The organism is Streptomyces sp. NPDC002463 (genome assembly GCF_042889835.1).
GTDB classification, from domain to species: Bacteria; Actinomycetota; Actinomycetes; order Streptomycetales; family Streptomycetaceae; genus Streptomyces; species Streptomyces nymphaeiformis.
The window spans coordinates 1-15,341 of the sequence record NZ_JBIARL010000003.1; the positions used below are offsets into that span (position 1 = coordinate 1).

Consider the following 15,341-nt stretch of genomic DNA (forward strand, 5'->3'; position numbering starts at 1 on the left):
GTCGGCCTTCTGCCCGGCGAGGGCGAGGGCCTTCGGCCCGTACGCGGCCATCCACACCGGCAGCTTGCCGTTCTCGATCCACGGGATGCGGATCGCGTTGCCGTCGACCTCGGCCTCCCGCCCTTCCGCGAGGTCGCGGATGACCTCGATGGCCTCGCCGAGCCGGGCCAGGGTGTTGGGCCTGCGCCCGGCGACGCGCATGGCGGAGTCGCCGCGGCCGATGCCGCACACGGTCCGGTTGCCGTACATGTCGTTGAGGGTGGCGAAGGTGGAGGCGGTCACCTCCCACGTACGCGTCCCCGGGTTCGTCAACCGCAGGATCGCATGGCGCACCCCACGGTTGTCTCAGTTGCTCACCCTCGACTCCACGAGCACCGTCAACCACCTCGCCGATCTGCTGCGACGCCACTTGAAGGCGATACGGTCCAGGTGGCGGGCCCTGCCGCCCGGAAGGATCGCAGTGATCGTCCTGGCCGTACTGCGCCACGACCAGCGCCTGGCCGATCTGGCGGGCGGCAACAACGTGTCCGAGTCCACCGTCCGCCGCTGGCGCGACGAGCTGATCGGACTGCTCGCCACCCAGGCGCCGCGCCTGAACCATGCCCTGAAGAAGATCGCCAAACGGGGCGGGAAGGTGGTCCTGATCGACGGCACCCTCATCCGCACCCAGCGCCGCACCGGGAGAGCCGACCGACGGAGTAGCAGCCGTGTAAGTACGTGATCCCGTGGGTTCGGCGGTAGGTGGCCGGCAGCCGGTCGGGACGGCCGTGCTCGGCCCAGCAGGAGCCGGCTGCCGGGCGGATGCCCAGGGGTCCGAACTCGTCGAAGGCGAAGGTGCGGTCGGGCCGCTCGTTGATCGCGTACTCGATGCGGGCGAGCTTGGCGTCGAAGTCCGCATCCGGGGACTCCTTCCAGGTCTTCGTGCGCTGGAAGGAGATCCCGCGGCGGGCCAGTAAGCAGCGCAGGGCCTCCCGGCCGATCCGGATCGGCCGCGCGATGTTGCCTCGCAGGCGATCGGCGAGCTTGCGGATCGACCAGCGGGTGAAGGGCCGGCCGAGTTTGGTGGGGCGGGTGGTGGCCGTCGCCACGACGAAGTCCTCGTCGTCACGGTTGAGCAGGCGGGGACGGCCTCCCGCCCAGCGAGGGTCCAGGCATGCGAGCCCGATCTCGTTGAACTTGTGGATCACGTCGCGGACAGTGTCCTCGTCCGCCTGGACCAGATGCGCAATGACCGGGACCGTGCTGCCGCCTGCCGAGGCCAGCAGCATCATCGCCCGCCGGAACCGCACCGAGCTGGTACCGCCTCGTCGCACGACCTGCTGCAGCTTCTGCCCCTCCTGCTCGGTCAGCTTGCGGACTTTGACCGGTTGCGCCGTCCCGCCTCCCACGCTGCTTGGAAGCGTCGTCGCTTCCAACCAGCACAACGAGCAACCCGGCAAAGGTTCGCGGTCACAGCACTAGGTGGGAGCCTGGCCCGGGCCGTGGTCCCCGCGCGAGCGGGGGTGTAAGGATCACAACTCGCGGTTCATCGTGGCCATAAGGGGGGCGGGGCTGAGCGGCTGTCGTCCTTCGGTGCGAACTGCTCCCGCATGGCGGTCGCTCTTCGGGGCCAGGGACGAGGCCGACCAAGATCCGGGCCATACGCGGACCAGCCGCCTGCAGCCTGGCCGAATCGCAGCCGTCTCCGCTGTTCAGCGGCCACACGAGGCGTGTACCACCAGCAGACGGAGAACCTCCTGGTGTCCTACTCGCCGAAGCGGCTCGGCTTCTTCTAGGGCCACAAAGAGAGGCGCCTGACCCGGGCTTTTGCCCGTCAGGCGCCTCTCCCTCGTCCGCACAGGGAGATAGCGCGTGTACGTCGAAACACTCAGTCCGTCCCCTCGGTTCACCGTTCCCCACCAGCGCTTCCGGACCAGTCACAGACCACACCACCGACTCACTGCACAAGTGCCTGGCCCCGTGGTGGTTACGGGCTCAAGAGCACGGTCAGCCGCCCTCCGCCACCCTTCGCAGGCCGGGCAGCACACTGCCCACGATCCATCCTCGGTGCGTCGGGGCTCGGCGTCGTGCGAGGGCGCTGTGGCGACTTGCCGACGCCGGGCTCGCCCGCGAGCAGCACGACGACGCCGGTCGAGCGGGCGGTCGTCTGCCGGCCGCACTCGGTGCAGCGGTAGGACGGCCGGTCCTCGGCGGTTCTCGTACGGGCGGCCATGGGTCTCACCGTGGCGGGGGCCTGTGCCGGGGCGCGGCCGGGGAGGTGGTCCGTCCGGTGCGGTCTCCGGGCTGGTCGTCCTGTCCGGAATCGCCATTCCGGTGCAGTCCCGGGGACGCGGCCCAGGACGGCCGGGACGGCTCGGGCGGCGGTACGAGCCCGAGGTGGGCCCAGGCGGCGGGCGTCGCGACCCGCCCCCGGGGCGTCCGGGCCAGCAGCCCCTCCCGGACCAGGAACGGCTCGGCGACCTCCTCCACCGTCTCCCGCTCCTCCCCCACGGCGACCGCGAGGGTGGCCAGGCCCACCGGTCCGCCGCCGAACAGCTTCAGCAGGGCGTGCAGCACGGCCCGGTCCAAGCGGTCCAGGCCGCGGCCGTCGACCTCGTAGACCCCCAGGGCCGCGGACGCGATCTCGCGGGTGACCGCTCCGTCCGCGGTGACCTCGGCGTAGTCCCGCACTCGGCGCAGCAGCCGGTTGGCTATGCGGGGCGTGCCGCGGGAGCGGCCGGCGATCTCGGCGGCGCCCGCGGACTCGATCTCCACCCCCAGCAGCCGGGCGGAGCGGTGGATGACTCGCTCCAGTTCGGCCGGTCGGTAGAACTCCATGTGGGCGGTGAAGCCGAAGCGGTCGCGCAGCGGCGGGAGCAGCAGGCCGGCCCGGACGGTGGCACCGACGAGGGTGAACGGCGGCAGCTCGAGGGACATGGCGGTCGCGTCGAGGCCGGTGCCGACGACGATGTCGACGCGGAAGTCCTCCATCGCCAGGTAGAGCATCTCCTCGGCGGGCCGGGACATGCGGTGGATCTCGTCGAGGAAGAGGACCTCGCCCCCGGTGAGTGAGGCCAGGACCGCCGCCAGGTCCCCGGGGTGCTGGATGGCGGGGCCGGAGGTGACGCGCAGCGGGGCTCCCATCTCCGCGGCGACGATCATCGCCAGGGTGGTCTTGCCGAGCCCCGGGGCACCGGAGAGCAGCACGTGGTCGGCGGTGGCGCTCCGCTGCCGCGCGGCCCGGAGGACGAGGTCGAGCTGCTCGCGAACCCGTTCCTGGCCGATGAACCCGTCCAGGTCCTTGGGGCGCAACGCCGCCTCGGTGGCCCGGTCCTCGCCGTCGGCGGGGGCTGCGACCGGCCGGTGGACCGGCTCCGCCGCGATGGGCCGGCCAGCGGCGGTCCTGCCCGGGGCCGGCGTCTCGTCCCGGGGCGTGGCGGCGCCGGGGAACATGGTGCCGCCCCGGTTCACCGGCGTTCGCCTCGCGCCGGGGTGAGGGAGCGGCGGGCTGGTCTTCACGGCCCGGCCGGGGTGCCGTCGAGGAGGGCGCGGGGGACCGGACCGGTCGGGGCCGACGAGGTCGGCCCGGCGGAGCGCCGACCGGCCGCGGCCGAGTCGAACGGCACGGTGCCGGGGGCGGCCACTCGGTTCGCCGTATCCGCCCAGGGCTCCGCCGCCGGGGCCTCCGGCTCCGCCCCGATGCCCAGTTCCTCCCTGGTCTTCTTCTCGATCTCGTCGGCGAGGTCGGGGTGGTCCCTGAGGAAGGTGCGGGCGTTCTCCTTGCCCTGGCCGAGCCGGTCGCTCTCGTACGTGTACCAGGTGCCGGACCTGCGGACGAGGCCTTGCTGGACGCCCAGGTCGATCAGCTCGCCCTCGCGGCTGATGCCCCGGCCGTAGAGGATGTCGAACTCGGCCTGCCTGAACGGCGGGGCGACCTTGTTCTTGGCCACCTTGACGCGGGTGCGGTTGCCCACCGGCTCGGTGCCGTCCTTGAGGGTCTCGATCCGGCGGATGTCCAGGCGGACCGAGGCGTAGAACTTCAGCGCCCGGCCGCCAGGAGTGGTCTCCGGCGAGCCGAACATCACGCCGATCTTCTCGCGGAGCTGGTTGATGAAGATCAGCGTGGTTCCGGAGTGGCCCAGCGCGCCGGCGATCTTCCGGAGCGCCTGGCTCATCAGCCGGGCCTGCAGGCCGACGTGCGGGTCGCCCATCTCGCCCTCGATCTCCGCGCGCGGCACCAGCGCGGCGACGGAGTCGACGACGATGAGGTCCAGGGCGCCGGAGTGGATGAGGGTGTCGGCGATCTGCAGGGCCTGTTCGCCGTTGTCCGGCTGGCAGACCAGCAGGGCGTCGGTGTCGACGCCGAGCCGCCTGGCGTACTCGAGGTCGAGGCCGTACTCGGCGTCGATGAACGCCGCGGTCCCGCCTGCCTTCTGCGCGTTGGCCATGGCGTGCAGGGCCAGGGTCGTCTTGCCGGAGGACTCCGGGCCGTAGATCTCCACCACGCGGCCGCGCGGCAGGCCGCCGACGCCGAGGGCAAGATCCAGGGCGATCGAGCCGGTGGGGATGACCTCGATGGGGACCCCCGGCTCATCGCCCAGGCGCATCACCGAGCCCGCGCCGAACCGTTTTTCGATCTGGGCGAGGGCGAGCTCGAGCGCTTCCTCGCGGTCCTGTTCCTTCATGGGGTCCGCCTCGCATGGGTGCGGTGTGTGGTCGCGGCCGGCGCACGGGTGCGCCGGCCCGTCAGAAGGGATCCGTCTCCTCGCGGGGGGCGTGTCGTCCGCCCTCGGCGGAGACCGGCCGCTCGCCGTCGGGCCGGGTGACCAGGTCCTCGGCGGGAGGACGGGGGCCACCGCGGGCACCGGCGGGGACGCCGGTGTGCGGGGGTTTGGTGATCGTCACGGCGGCGAACCTCAGCGACGGGCCGATCTCGTCGGCCTCCAGCTCGATGACGGTCCGCCTCTCGCCCTCCCGGGTCTCGTACGTCCGCTGGCGCAGCCGCCCCTGGACGATGACGCGGGTGCCGCGGGTCAGGGACTCGGCGGTGTGCTCCGCCTCCTGCCGCCAGACCGAGCAGCGCAGGAACAGCGTCTCGGCGTCCCGCCATTCGTTGCTCTGCCGGTCGAAGGTGCGGGGCGTGGACGCGACGGTGAAGTGCGCGACCGTGTCGCCGGACGGGGTGAGGCGCAGCTCGGGGTCGTCGGTCAGGTTGCCGACGACGGTGATGACGGTTTCACCGGCCATGGCGGCTTTCCTCTCGTGCGACGGGTGATTCCTCACCCGTGCCTGTTCGAGTTCGACGGGCAGCCTCGTACGGCCTTTCATCGAAGGGGGCGATCATCGGGTTCACCTCGCTTCCTCCTCCTGCCTCGGCCCGGGCTCGGCGAGCCCGGCTGCGAGGAGCCGTGCCTGGTGGGCAGGGGCCCTCCTCAGCGGGATTCCGAGCCGGGGGACGATGCAGGGACGGCCTGCGGCGGCCCCGCACCAGGGACAGGGCACGCGGAGGGAGCGGACGCGCGGGTCGCGCTTCGAGCCGGTGAGGTGGGAGGGCGGACCGCCCGGGGCGGAGGGTGTGCGCTGAACTCGCTGTCCTGAGGCGATCGCGGTCACCAGCGCGAGGAGTTCCGCACGATAACGGCGCGGGTCGTCAGGGTCGCTGTCCGGGAGTGGCAGCGGGTTGCGGGCGAGCCGCTCCTCCCGGATCGCGCGCACCTCGGCGCGGATGTCGGCGGCGGCGATACGGGACCGCTGCCTGCCCAGCCTGGTCACAGCCGCCCGTACATCGGCGACGTCCAGGTCGGCGAGCAGCAGGTGCCAGGCGTCCGTCGTGGTGTCCTCCAGGTGCATCGACGGGCACATCGCCGCGACCAGGGCGACGAGCTGGGCCGTCTCGGCCGGCAGCATTCGCTCTTCCCTTCCGCGGGGGAACGTCCCGGCTGCCGCCGGTGTGCCGCTTCCCGCCGCATCCACCGGCTGCTGGTACGCGTACAGGACGGCCCCGCAGGCGCACCGCAGCCGCTTGTCGTCCTCGAACGTCCAGCGGCCGCAATCGAGGTGACCGGCTTGGGAGACCAGGAACCGCAGCGTGCCGAGCGCGTCCCGGTCGGGGTGGGCGACGACAGCGGTCATGGATCCTCACCGCCCTTGAGGGGGAGCAGACGGTGCAGGTCTAGCGTGCCGGTGTACAAGGCGCGGGCGATCCGTTCCCGCCCGCCGGGCAGGGGGCGCAGGCTGAACGACCGCGGTTCGGAGACCGACAGCACGCCCAGCCCCGGGATCGCCTCGCCGGTGTACGGGTCGGCGACCGGATCGAGGCAGCTCAGCCGGGCGAGGAATTGCCGCTGCCAGCCGGGGCGCACCCGGACCAGCGTCTCCACCTCGCCGGGGTGGTTGTCGGCCACCCAGGCGCTGAAGGCCTCCTCGTCGGCGACCACGACCGCCGGTCGGGGGTCGACGAGGGTGAGGGTGGCGACCGGTGTGTCGTCCGGCAGGGCCACCCGGACCGACTTCAGGTTCAGCTCGGCGCGGGCCGCGCGCAGCCCCTCGAGGACCTCGTGGCGCTCGGTCCGGTACTCGGCGTCGACGGCGTCGCGCAGCACCCGGAGCACGGCGACCCGGGTGGCGTGCTCCTTGAGGCTCATGCGGACTTGTCCTTCCGCTCGGTCCCGTTCTGCCGCCTGGTCCCGGCCCCGGACTCGACGTCCTCGGCGACCCTGTTCCTCGCCGCCGCGGTGCCGTGGCGCACTATCAGCTGGCCGAGCGTGCTGGTCTCCCCGCTGTCGTCCAGGACGGCGGCGCCGAGCAGGTTGTGCCGGCGGGCCTCCTCGTACAGGGCACGCAGCTCCTCGTGGCCGGCGCCCGGCGCGGTGGCCGCCGTGACGTAGTCGGAAACGGAGAGGGCGGGTTTGCCGGCCTCCAGCCAGTCGAGGACGGCCTCGGCGAACTCCGGGCCCGGCGTGTGGAGCACCGTCCCGGACAGCGGCTTCGCCCGGGACTTGGAGACCACCAGGGTGTTCTCGTGGTCGAGATCGCCGACGATGTCGAATTCGTACTCGATGCCCTCCCGTTGCTCGGGCTTGAGCCCGATCTTGCGCGGCACCTTGCGGCCGCGCTCGTCGGCCTCCACGACGTACTCGGTCTTGGTGCGCATGGTGACGATGAGGTGACCGGGGTAGGCGAGCAGGGCGTCGATCATCGCCCGCTCCTGGGGGCGGGCCTCCTTCCAGCCGGCGAAGCTGCTGCCCGCCCCGAGGCGCTTGGCCGCGTTGTCGACCTGCTCCAGCATCCCGCCGGTGCCGGACCAGAAGTGACTCAGGGAATCGACGATCATGACGTCGTAGCCCTCGTGGGCGGCCACCGCGAGCGCGTCGACGAGGGTGGTGGGCTGGAACGTCGTGAGCGGGAGGGTGTCGAAGGCGAACTCGTCGGCGTACTTGGCGGCGCTGCCGTGCTCGGTGTCGATCAGGGCGACCTGCTCGCCGAGCCCGGTGGCGGTGACCAGGGCGGTGTAGGTCTTGCCCGACCCGGTGGGGCCGGCGAGCGCGATGCGGGCCTTGGCCTGTTCCTTGGTGGCGGTGGTGAAGGTGAGGTTCACGCCGTTCTCCTGGCGTCTGCGACGGCGGTTCCGGGTGGGCCTGGCCGGCAGGGGACGCGGTCCTCGTCCGGCAGGACGTGCCCCGCTCGACCGCCCTCGGATCGAATATGCATTCGAATTACTGTCTGCATCCACGCTAGGCGCCCAAGAGAGAACAATCCACCCTTTTTCGCAAGAAAAATCCAGGAAAGGGTGAAATGTCAGCGAGGGAGTGTATAATACCCTCCCGCATTTGTGCGGGTGCCGGACACCTCCGGCCTCAGCCGACGTCGGCGGCCGGGCGCTCGCCCTCCCCCGCGGCCGGGTCCGGGGTGACGGCCAGGGGATAAGGCGGCGGGGTGCCGCCCCAGGCCGGGCACAGCGCCCGGTGGGGACACCAGTCGCACAGTCGGCTCGGGCTCGGGCGCCAGTCGCCCGTCCGCGTCGCCTGCCCGATCGCGTCCCACAGCGCCAGCAGCTTGCGCTCCACGGCCCGCAGATCGGCCTCCGTCGGGTCGTAGGTGAGCACGTCCCCGCTGCCCAGGTAGACCAGCCTCAGGCTGCGTGGCACGGTGCCGCGCAGCCGCCACAGCACCAGGGCGTAGAACTTCAGCTGGAACAGCGCGTTTGCTGCGTACTCAGGCGGGGGCGCCCGGCCGGTCTTGTAGTCGACGATCCGCACCTCGCCGGTCGGCGCCACGTCCACCCGGTCGATGATCCCGCGCAGCTTCAGCCCGGAGTCCAGCGTGGTCCTGACGAACAACTCTCGCTCCGCGGGTTCCAGCCGGGCCGGGTCCTCCAGGGTGAACCACCGCTCGACCAGCTGCTCCGCCGTGGCCAGCCACTCCGAGACCCGTTCCGAGGCGGGCGCCCCGCCGTCCCGCCCGAACAACTCCGCGAGCTCCGGCCGCGCCGCCAGCAGCCGCTCCCACTCCCCCGCCACCATGGCCCGGGCCCGGACGGCCGTGCGCTCCGCCGCCGGGACGTCGAAGAGCCGCTCCAGCACCGCGTGCACCAGGATGCCCCGAGCCGCCGCCGCGTTCGGCTTCTCCGGCAGCCGGTCGATCACCCGGAACCGGTAGAGCAGCGGGCACTGCATGAAGTCGCCCGCCCGCGACGGCGACAGCGACGACGGCGGCGCGGCGGGCCGGAGCGCTGCGGGCGGGGCCGGTGCGCCGGAGGTGTTGCTCGGCTGCACACCCCTGACCTTACGCCGGAGGCCGCGTGGCCACCCCATCGGGGCCGTCGGGCCGCCGACGCCTTCTCCCGCCGCGTCGTCGGCTGGTCCGCCGCCACCGAACGCACCGAACTCATGTCGGCCGCACTGGAGACGGGCCTGCGGCGGCACGTCCGCGAAGGCACCCCGCACCGGCCCGGACAGCTGCCCGCCGGGCGGCCCAGGAGGCCGGTGCCGCGCCGTACTCTGCTACCCGCTCACACGGAGACGGCCTACCGGCGTTCGAGCGTGACCACCTCGAACTCCTCAAGGCTGCAGATGGACACCCCCGTCTTCGTGACCGCTTCACCACGGGCCGCCGCCTGCTTGCCGCGGGAGGCTGCCAGCGCGGCCTGATCGGCATAAACCACACCCACGCTGCCCCGACCCCTGGCCCGGTCGAGGAGCATCGCCGCGGTCTCGAAGCCCGCGATGGCCCGCACCTTGGGCAGCGTGGCATCCCGGAACGTCTCCACCAGCAGGTCGGCGCCGGACGGGTCGATCTCGAACCGGGTCAGGCGGAACCCCGCGCCGGGTCCGACCTGCGCGGGAGGAGTGAACACCGCGGCCTCCCAGCCGTCGACCGTCACGGTGTCCGCGAACGGCGCCAGCATCGTCGCGCGTCGCTCCTTGAGCTGATCGTCGCTGTTCCGCAGCGCCTGTTCGCTCTCCCACCAGGAACCCGTGAGAATCTTGCCGAGCTCGCGGTCGGTGAACAGCGCGAAGCCCCGGTATCCGGGCTGGCCGGCCAACGCCCTGGGGGCCTCCTCACGGAGCGCGTCCACACACGCGTCGATCTTGGCGGGATCACCGATGGCGTAGATGGTGCGAACGTACATGGGGGTGCGCTCCTGTTCATCGGGCCGACGCTCGCCGGGGCGGCGGTCTCGTTCTCACCGCTTCCATCCGAGGCGCTCACGCGCCCGGGAGCAACGCGGGCGGACCGTTCGGGCGAACATCAGGAAGGCAGGCCCGGCCGAAAAGAGGCGCCTGACCTGGGCTCGTCCCCGTAGGCTCCCGGGGGCGTCCGTCCGTGGTCGTCGCCTCACCGCCGACGTGGGCGGCGCGACCACCTGGTCCTCGTCAGTTCTCCCGATACTTCTCGTCAGCCACGAGCACCGACGTGAAGTGGACCGGCAGGCCGTTCTCGTCCCGTGGGACCTCCTGGGAGGTGTCCCGGGTGAAGGCCAGGGTGACGCCGGGGATGTAGGGGGCCTGCGGGTCGTCGTTGTTGACGTGCCAGCCCTTCCGGGAGGCGTGTGCAAGGACCTCGTCGGCGGGGGCGCGGAAGACGTCGAGGCCGTCGAGCAGCACCTGGACGTCGGGGTCCTCGTCCTCGTCGGGTCCCCAGAGGGTGACGGCGGTGACAAGGTGGTCGCGTTCGAGGGCCGCCTGGAATCCGATGCCGTCGTACTCGGCAGAGACCAGGTCGAAGTCGCGCACCGCATCGGCCGGGTACACGCGCGGAGCGCCCCAGGCCGACACCGCGGCGACCGTTTCGTCGAGCGTCATGCCCAGCCGGACGGGAACCACGCCGCAGGGCGGGTCGAGGACGAACCGCATGAGGGGGCCTTTCTGGTCGGTTGAGAACGTTTCAGTATGTCGCAGTCGATCGTCCAGCCGCGGCGCTCCGGCAGCGCCTGGAACTTTCCGTCCTTCTTGGCACTTTCGCCCACATCCGCGATGCGCTTGTCGCACGTGTCGCCGTGCTTGGCGCGGACCTCTTCGATGTCCGTCTTCATGGCCAGGTCCCAGCGTCCGGCGTCGTCGGGTGGTGGCGGCAAGATTCACCACGTACACCACGCCGTCACAGGGTGTCCCCGTCCAGGACCGCCGTCCGCGCCGAATCCTCGGTGCCGATCCGGACCCGCCACCGCCGTTCGCCCGTGGCGGCGTCATGTGCGAGGGACACCCTCCCCTCTCGGGAGCCGAGGCTCAGGAAGACGAGGTCGGGTGTCGCGGCCAGGAGAGAGTCCTCGCCCGCGGCTGCCGCCGGCGGACCTTGCCGGTGCCCGCCTCCGGGCCGATCACCGACCGCTGGTCTTCCACGTCGCCCACGGACGGCGTGGCGGGAACGCCGGTGCGAGGGAGGAGGCCACCCGTCACAGCACCGCCGAGACTGCGGCAGGACATCGCCATGCAGACCCTGGACGATGTCCTGCCCGACCCCGACGCCGTACGCGCCCGCATGTTCGAACGGGACGACACCCCAGAGGAAAGCAGGCCCCAGAGGGAGGCGGTTAACTCCCGCCATGGCCGTCTCGGCCGTCGCCCGTTCGTCACGAAAGGGGAAGGCCGGTCGTCAGCGGCTGGCGTACGGCAGCAGGGCCATCTCCCGGGCGTTCTTGACGGCGGCCGCGAGGGAGCGCTGTTGCTGGGCGGTCACGCGGGTGACGCGTCGGCTTCGGATCTTGCCGCGGTCGGAGATGAACTTCCGGAGCAGGTCGGTGTCCTTGTAGTCGATGTACGTGATGCCGGCCGCGTCGAGCGGGTTGGGGCGGGACTTGGCGGGCTTGTGGGGGTCGGTGCGTCGGGCCATGGGGCGGCTCCTTCTCGTGAGTGTTTCTGTGGGGTCGTGTGAGGTCAGGCGGCATCGAGGAGGGAGTCGAAGGCACCGGGCAGGCGCTTCCACTCCTCGCGTCCCGCCTGGTACTCGGCGTCCGTGAGCAGGCAGGAGTCGAGGAGTTGTTCGAGCCCGTCCCGGTCGAGGCCGGGTGAGGTGAAGACGAGGTGCTGGCAGCAGTCGCCGTGCTCGGGGTGCCAGTCGAGGGCGGCCGCCGCGCGGCGCACGGGCGGGACCAACTCCCAGGCGGCGTCCGGCAGTGAAGCCAGCCAGGGGCCGGCGCTCTCCACGCACAGTGCTCCGCCGGCCGCGTCCCAGGCGAGCAGGGTGTCGGGGCGGTCGGCGAGCCAGAACCGGCCGCGGCTGCGGGCCGCCGCGCAGCACAGGTCCTCCAGCGCCTCGTACAGCCGCTCCGGGTGGAACGGTCGATGGCGGCGCCAGACGAAGGTGGCGACTCCGGCCTCGTCGGCGTCCTGGGGCAGCAGCGCGCATGCGGGGTGCTGCGCGGCCGCGGCGGCCTCGACGTCGAAGCCGGCGAACGCGGCTTCGACGAGCTCTCCGGAACAAGCCTGCACGCGCCGAGCGGTGGGATGCAGCTGCGCGAGGAGGGCGAGGTCCTCCTCGTCGGCCTCGTCGCTGTCGACCACGGCGAGCACGGGCGCGTACTCCAGCTGCCGGGCCCACGTGTCGCCGACCGTCCGCCGGTCGGTGGGGGCGGCGGCCAGACCCGCCTCGGCGAGGTCGTCGCCGTTGCCCAGGCAGGGCAGGACGAGCGCCGGGTCCACGGCGGTGATCACGTTCGTCACGGCCATGCGGTCTCCGCCGTGGGCGGCGATGACCTCGGCCATGGCCTTCGGTTCGACCGAGTCCCACAACTCGACGACGGCGAGACGGGTCAGACCGCTGTCCGCCAGCCGCTCCAGTTCCGGAACCAGGTCCTCGCGCAGCGCGCAGCACGCGCAGTCGTCGACCAGCGGGGCCTCGCCCGAGGAGACGATGCCGGAGGCGTCCCGTACGAGACGGAGCACCGTGCCCTCGGGCGCTCCGGCGAGATCGTGGTGCAGCGCCACGCTGTCCGGAACGGTCCGCAGAAGTCGCCCGACGACCTCCTTCCGCGCATCGGCGTGCAGCCCGGCGACGATCACGACGGGCAGCCGGCGTTCGTCGCCCATCAACGGGCCCCGTAGCGGCGCTCGAACTTCTCCACGCGGCCGGCCGTGTCGAGGACGCGCGCCGTGCCCGTGTAGAAGGGATGGCTCGCCGAGGAGATCTCGACGTCGACGACCGGGTAGGTGTTGCCGTCCTCCCACTCGATCGTCTTGTCACCGGTCATGGTGGAGCGGGTGAGGAACGCGGTGCCGGAGGCGGAGTCGCGGAAGACGACGGGCTCATAGGCGGGATGGATTCCGGGCTTCATGGCGGGCCTTTCGGTGATCAGGTCTGGCGGGGTGCGCAGTCGTGTGGGTCAGCGCTCTTCGCGGAAGTCGACGTGTCGGCCGACGACGGGGTCGTACGTGCGGAGCACGAGGCGGTCGGGGTCGTCGCGCAGGTTCTTACGCGTCACGCAGGTGAACCCGGTGCCCCCGGTGGAGCGGAGCTTGATGACCGGGCGGAGTTCGCTGCGTGCCATGCCGGGTAGTATATGGGAACGGTTTTCATTTCCAATACCGGGTATCGTACGCATCACCCAGCCAGCGAGAAGGGCGGCACCATCCATGTCGGCGCACTGCCAACTGACCGGAGCGAAGCCGGGATTCGGCAACACCATCTCCCACTCCCACCGGCGCACCTCACGTCGCTTCGACCCGAACGTCCAGCGCAAGCGCTACTGGCTGCCCAGCGAGGGGCGCCACGTACGCCTGACGCTCAGCGCCAAGGCGATCAAGACGGTCGACGCGATCGGCATCAAGGCCGCCGTGGTGCGCATCCGCGCACGAGGAGGGAAGGTCTGATGGCGAAGCGAAGCAAGATCGCCAAGAACGAGAAGCGCAAGGAGATCGTCGAGCGGTACGCCGCCCGGCGGGCCGAGCTCAAGGAGGTCATCCGCCGGCCGTCGTCCACGGCAGCCGAACGCGGCGTCGCCCTCGCGGAGTTGCGACGCCAGCCGCGCGACGCCAGCGCGACACGCGTACGCAACCGCGACAGCGTGGACGGGCGCCCCCGGGGCCACGTGCGCAAGTTCGGACTCTCACGCGTACGGACGCGACAGCAGGCTCACGCCGGATTCCTGCCGGGAGTCACCAAGTCGAGCTGGTAGAAGCGAATTCACCACGCCGCGCCACACCGGGCGGCATCCGGGCACACACCCACAGGCGCCTATTGAAAATGGATACCATGAGCGTTTAGTCTCGGTCTCGTCCGCGTGCGGAACCCTGCGGGCCCGCGAGGGGGACCCAGGGGCCGCACGCGGACGTTCACGAAGCCGCGGCGCCCACCAGAACCGGACCGGCGCGCCCCCGCTCGCCTCACCCCACCACTTCACCCATGCGCGACGCGCACACCCCGAACCGCAGCGCCACACCCTCTGCGAGTCGGAAACCGGACCGAGGAGTCTCACGATGGCCGTCCCCAAGCGGAAGACGTCCCGCAGCAACACCCGCCACCGCCGCGCCCGGTGGAAGGCGACCACGCCCCAGCTGGTGCCGATCACCGTGGACGGTGTCGTCCACCGGGTCCCGCAGCGCCTGGTGAAGGCGTACGAGCGCGGCCTCATCCGCCCCGAGGGCTGAGCGCTCGTGACGCCCACCGACCGTCTGCCGGTGACTGTTCTCTCCGGGTTCCTCGGGGCCGGCAAGACCACCCTCCTCAACCACGTCCTCGGCAACCGCGAAGGACTACGGGTCGCGGTCATCGTCAACGACATGAGCGAGGTCAACATCGACGCCGCGCTCGTCCGCGGCGGCGAGGCCGCCCTGTCCCGCACCGAGGAGCGCCTGGTCGAAATGACCAACGGGTGCATCTGCTGCACCCTGCGCGACGACCTGCTGGAAGAGGTCGACCGGCTCGCCCGCGAGGGCCGCTTCGACTACCTGCTCATCGAGTCCAGCGGCATCTCCGAGCCCATGCCCGTGGCCGCCACCTTCTCGTTCCCCCGCGACGACGGGGCCACCCTCGGCGACCTCGCCCGACTGGACACGATGGTGACCGTCGTGGACGCCGCGGCCTTCCTGCCCGAGCTCGACGGCGGCGACGAACTCGTCGCACGCGGCCTCGACCAGTACGAGGACGACGAGCGCACGGTGAGCGATCTCCTCATGGACCAGGTCGAGTTCGCGGACGTCATCGTCCTCAACAAGCTCGACCTCGTCGGACCGGAAGAGGCACGCCGACTGCGCGCCACGCTGGCGCGGCTCAACCCGGAGGCGCGGATCGTCCCGGCCGTCCGCGGACAGGTTCCGCTCGAACATGTTCTGGGCACCGGCCTGCTCGACGTCGAGCGGGCCCAGCAGGCCCCCGGCTGGGTCAAGGAGCTCAACGGCGACCACGTCCCGGAGACCGAGGAGTACGACATCTCCTCGCTCGTCTTCCGCTCCGGCCTGCCGTTCCACCCCGGGCGCCTGTGGACCTTCGTCACCAAGGGCCTCGACAGCGGCGCCTTCGGGCGGATCCTGCGCTCCAAGGGCTTCTTCTGGCTCGCCGGCCGACCCCACGTGACGGGCCTGTGGTCCCAGGCCGGCTCCGTCGCCCGGTTCGAGCCGTCCGGCGCCCGCGGCCCGGAGACCACGCAGGACCAGGAACTGGTCTTCATCGGCACCGCACTGCGCGCCGACGCCCTGCACGCGGCACTGGAAGCCTGCCTGCTGACGCCGGGCGAGACCGTCCCCGCCGACGACGACTTCCCCGCCTGGGAGACGTACGGCATCGAGGACGCCTGCGAGCACGAGCAGGCAGCATGAAGCACCAGCCCGACAGACTCCGGGCCGGACGGTGGTCGCAGCCACGGCACCGTCCGGCCCGGCTCTTCGCGTCAGATCCTGACGCCGGTTCCCCGGGTCCCAGCCGGTACT

General features: G+C 71.7%; 20 protein-coding genes and 1 pseudogene. 5 read left to right on the plus strand and 16 right to left on the minus strand.

The window, feature by feature from the left end:
- Positions 1 to 333: LLM class flavin-dependent oxidoreductase (locus tag ACFYX3_RS08000; RefSeq protein ID WP_389009485.1), on the minus strand; the 333-nt coding region annotated here is incomplete at its 3' end.
- Between the two features lie 16 nt (positions 334 to 349).
- On the opposite strand from ACFYX3_RS08000, the gene ACFYX3_RS08005 reads away from it, so the two are divergent.
- Positions 350 to 721 carry a hypothetical protein gene (locus ACFYX3_RS08005; RefSeq protein WP_389009488.1) on the plus strand — a complete coding sequence of 124 codons (372 nt, stop codon included), beginning with the start codon at positions 350 to 352 and terminating at the stop codon, positions 719 to 721.
- On the opposite strand, the pseudogene ACFYX3_RS08010 reads toward ACFYX3_RS08005, so the two are convergent.
- The 15 genes and pseudogenes from ACFYX3_RS08010 to rpmG all read right to left on the minus strand — a co-directional run.
- A pseudogene (locus ACFYX3_RS08010) lies at positions 690 to 1,271 on the minus strand (helix-turn-helix domain-containing protein); the annotation flags it as partial. The gene ACFYX3_RS08005 and the pseudogene ACFYX3_RS08010 overlap by 32 nt on opposite strands.
- A 946-nt stretch (positions 1,272 to 2,217) precedes the next feature.
- Positions 2,218 to 3,432: a Holliday junction branch migration DNA helicase RuvB gene (gene ruvB, locus ACFYX3_RS08015; RefSeq protein WP_389010521.1), complete on the minus strand. Its 1,215-nt coding sequence runs from the start codon at positions 3,430 to 3,432 to the stop codon at positions 2,218 to 2,220.
- 62 nt (positions 3,433 to 3,494) lie between these two features.
- A complete protein-coding gene (gene recA, locus ACFYX3_RS08020) occupies positions 3,495 to 4,664 on the minus strand; it encodes a recombinase RecA (protein ID WP_382653639.1) in 1,170 nt (389 codons plus the stop codon).
- Between the two features lie 61 nt (positions 4,665 to 4,725).
- On the minus strand, positions 4,726 to 5,226 hold the full coding sequence (locus ACFYX3_RS08025; RefSeq protein ID WP_389009491.1) for a single-stranded DNA-binding protein: 501 nt from the start codon (positions 5,224 to 5,226) through the stop codon (positions 4,726 to 4,728).
- A 102-nt stretch (positions 5,227 to 5,328) separates the two neighbouring features.
- On the minus strand, positions 5,329 to 6,111 hold the full coding sequence (locus ACFYX3_RS08030; RefSeq protein ID WP_389009494.1) for a hypothetical protein: 783 nt from the start codon (positions 6,109 to 6,111) through the stop codon (positions 5,329 to 5,331).
- The gene (locus ACFYX3_RS08035) at positions 6,108 to 6,623 is read right to left on the minus strand and encodes a hypothetical protein (RefSeq protein WP_389009497.1); all 516 of its coding nucleotides are present in this window, start codon (positions 6,621 to 6,623) and stop codon (positions 6,108 to 6,110) included. The genes ACFYX3_RS08030 and ACFYX3_RS08035 overlap by 4 nt, the downstream gene beginning before the upstream one ends.
- Complete coding sequence (locus ACFYX3_RS08040; RefSeq protein WP_389009500.1) at positions 6,620 to 7,576, minus strand: ATP-binding protein; 957 nt, start codon at positions 7,574 to 7,576, stop codon at positions 6,620 to 6,622. Before ACFYX3_RS08040 ends, ACFYX3_RS08035 begins: the two co-directional genes overlap by 4 nt.
- A 259-nt stretch (positions 7,577 to 7,835) precedes the next feature.
- On the minus strand, positions 7,836 to 8,792 hold the full coding sequence (locus ACFYX3_RS08045) for a RecB family exonuclease (RefSeq protein WP_389009503.1): 957 nt from the start codon (positions 8,790 to 8,792) through the stop codon (positions 7,836 to 7,838).
- Positions 8,793 to 9,004: 212 nt separating this feature from the next.
- Entirely contained in the window at positions 9,005 to 9,610 is a 606-nt protein-coding gene (locus ACFYX3_RS08050) for an antibiotic biosynthesis monooxygenase (protein ID WP_389009506.1), read from the minus strand.
- Between the two features lie 244 nt (positions 9,611 to 9,854).
- Entirely contained in the window at positions 9,855 to 10,283 is a 429-nt protein-coding gene (locus ACFYX3_RS08055; RefSeq protein ID WP_389009509.1) for a hypothetical protein, read from the minus strand.
- Positions 10,280 to 10,513, minus strand: coding sequence for a hypothetical protein (locus tag ACFYX3_RS08060; protein ID WP_389009512.1), 234 nt, complete (start codon positions 10,511 to 10,513; stop codon positions 10,280 to 10,282). The genes ACFYX3_RS08055 and ACFYX3_RS08060 overlap by 4 nt, the downstream gene beginning before the upstream one ends.
- Before the next feature lie 560 nt (positions 10,514 to 11,073).
- Positions 11,074 to 11,310 carry a 30S ribosomal protein S18 gene (rpsR, locus tag ACFYX3_RS08065; protein WP_389009515.1) on the minus strand — a complete coding sequence of 79 codons (237 nt, stop codon included), beginning with the start codon at positions 11,308 to 11,310 and terminating at the stop codon, positions 11,074 to 11,076.
- A 44-nt stretch (positions 11,311 to 11,354) separates the two neighbouring features.
- Positions 11,355 to 12,506 carry a CobW family GTP-binding protein gene (locus tag ACFYX3_RS08070; protein WP_389009518.1) on the minus strand — a complete coding sequence of 384 codons (1,152 nt, stop codon included), beginning with the start codon at positions 12,504 to 12,506 and terminating at the stop codon, positions 11,355 to 11,357.
- Positions 12,506 to 12,751, minus strand: coding sequence for a type B 50S ribosomal protein L31 (locus tag ACFYX3_RS08075; RefSeq protein ID WP_376591134.1), 246 nt, complete (start codon positions 12,749 to 12,751; stop codon positions 12,506 to 12,508). Before ACFYX3_RS08075 ends, ACFYX3_RS08070 begins: the two co-directional genes overlap by 1 nt.
- A gap of 48 nt (positions 12,752 to 12,799) precedes the next feature.
- A complete protein-coding gene (rpmG, locus tag ACFYX3_RS08080; RefSeq protein WP_389009522.1) occupies positions 12,800 to 12,964 on the minus strand; it encodes a 50S ribosomal protein L33 in 165 nt (54 codons plus the stop codon).
- A gap of 85 nt (positions 12,965 to 13,049) precedes the next feature.
- Between rpmG and rpmB the strand changes: the two genes are divergently transcribed.
- From rpmB to ACFYX3_RS08100, 4 genes are all read left to right on the plus strand, one after another.
- Positions 13,050 to 13,286, plus strand: coding sequence for a 50S ribosomal protein L28 (gene rpmB, locus ACFYX3_RS08085; protein ID WP_389009524.1), 237 nt, complete (start codon positions 13,050 to 13,052; stop codon positions 13,284 to 13,286).
- Positions 13,286 to 13,591 carry a 30S ribosomal protein S14 gene (rpsN, locus tag ACFYX3_RS08090; protein WP_389009527.1) on the plus strand — a complete coding sequence of 102 codons (306 nt, stop codon included), beginning with the start codon at positions 13,286 to 13,288 and terminating at the stop codon, positions 13,589 to 13,591. Before rpmB ends, rpsN begins: the two co-directional genes overlap by 1 nt.
- A gap of 301 nt (positions 13,592 to 13,892) precedes the next feature.
- Positions 13,893 to 14,063 carry a 50S ribosomal protein L32 gene (gene rpmF / locus ACFYX3_RS08095; protein WP_389009530.1) on the plus strand — a complete coding sequence of 57 codons (171 nt, stop codon included), beginning with the start codon at positions 13,893 to 13,895 and terminating at the stop codon, positions 14,061 to 14,063.
- A gap of 6 nt (positions 14,064 to 14,069) precedes the next feature.
- Positions 14,070 to 15,230 (plus strand): GTP-binding protein, encoded by a 1,161-nt coding sequence (locus tag ACFYX3_RS08100; RefSeq protein WP_389009533.1) that lies wholly within the window; start codon positions 14,070 to 14,072, stop codon positions 15,228 to 15,230.
- The last annotated feature ends 111 nt before the right edge of the window (positions 15,231 to 15,341 follow it).